Annotated in this window: 2 protein-coding genes and 1 pseudogene; all 3 read right to left on the bottom strand. The window is 64.7% G+C overall.

All coding sequences use genetic code 11. From position 1 onward, the window contains the following. On the bottom strand, positions 1 to 181 hold a 181-nt coding region (locus ELR45_RS39660), incomplete at its 3' end, for an SRPBCC family protein (RefSeq protein ID WP_205857557.1). Positions 182 to 197: 16 nt separating this feature from the next. Beyond that, positions 198 to 575, bottom strand: coding sequence for an ArsR/SmtB family transcription factor (locus ELR45_RS30085; RefSeq protein WP_129669587.1), 378 nt, complete (start codon positions 573 to 575; stop codon positions 198 to 200). After that, positions 572 to 733: pseudogene (locus ELR45_RS43090) on the bottom strand (polyketide cyclase); the annotation flags it as partial. The gene ELR45_RS30085 and the pseudogene ELR45_RS43090, both read right to left, overlap by 4 nt.

Genomic DNA, 733 nt, shown 5'->3' with positions numbered 1-733 from the left:
CAAGGACCTTCATGTCGAACCCACCGGGAGGAAACCGGAACTCCAGTGTGCCGCCGACCTCGGCACTCCCCCTTGTGTCGTCTGTCCACCAGCCGGCGAGACCCTCGACGGTCGTCAGCGCGTTGTACACCTTCTCCGGTGTCGGGGTCTTGACTCCGACTCTGTGCAGAATGTCTACCATCTTGATCTCCTTTGTCTCATAGGTCCTGTTGTGAAACTTGCCGTGAGTCTTGTTGGGTGCGTTGGATCGCCTCGGCGATGTGCTTGATCCGCTGCAACCGGGCGTCCCACGCCGACCCCACCGACGACAGCTGTGCCACTGCATGGGCGAGCTGGGCGTCGTCCACCCGGTACCGCTTCTCTCGGCCCGCCGACGTCGCGCGGACCAGACCGACCCGATCGAGGACTCCAAGATGCTTGGCGACCGCTTGGCGGGTGACCGGCAACTGTTGGCCCAGAGTGGTCGCCGTGCCGTCACCCTCAATGAGCAGCAGGTCGAGCATTCGGCGTCGGGTCGGGTCCCCGATCGCGGACCAAAGGTCGTCGTCGACCTCCTCGGCCACGACGGTGCTCATGGTCGCACCCCCAGCGTCGCGACATACGGGGCGAGTCGCGGTAGGAAGAAGTCCCAACCGGTGACGTGTTCCTGGTACTGCTGCTCCAGGACAGCCGCCTCCCAACCCATCTCGCGGAAGCCGGTCTCGGTCATCTTGAGCAGCGTGCCGCTGCCCGA

This window comes from Phytoactinopolyspora endophytica, from assembly GCF_004138495.1.
GTDB lineage: Bacteria > Actinomycetota > Actinomycetes > Jiangellales > Jiangellaceae > Phytoactinopolyspora > Phytoactinopolyspora endophytica.
The sequence above is the reverse complement of the archived record's forward strand: the minus strand, read 5'-3'. Positions and strand labels throughout refer to the sequence as shown.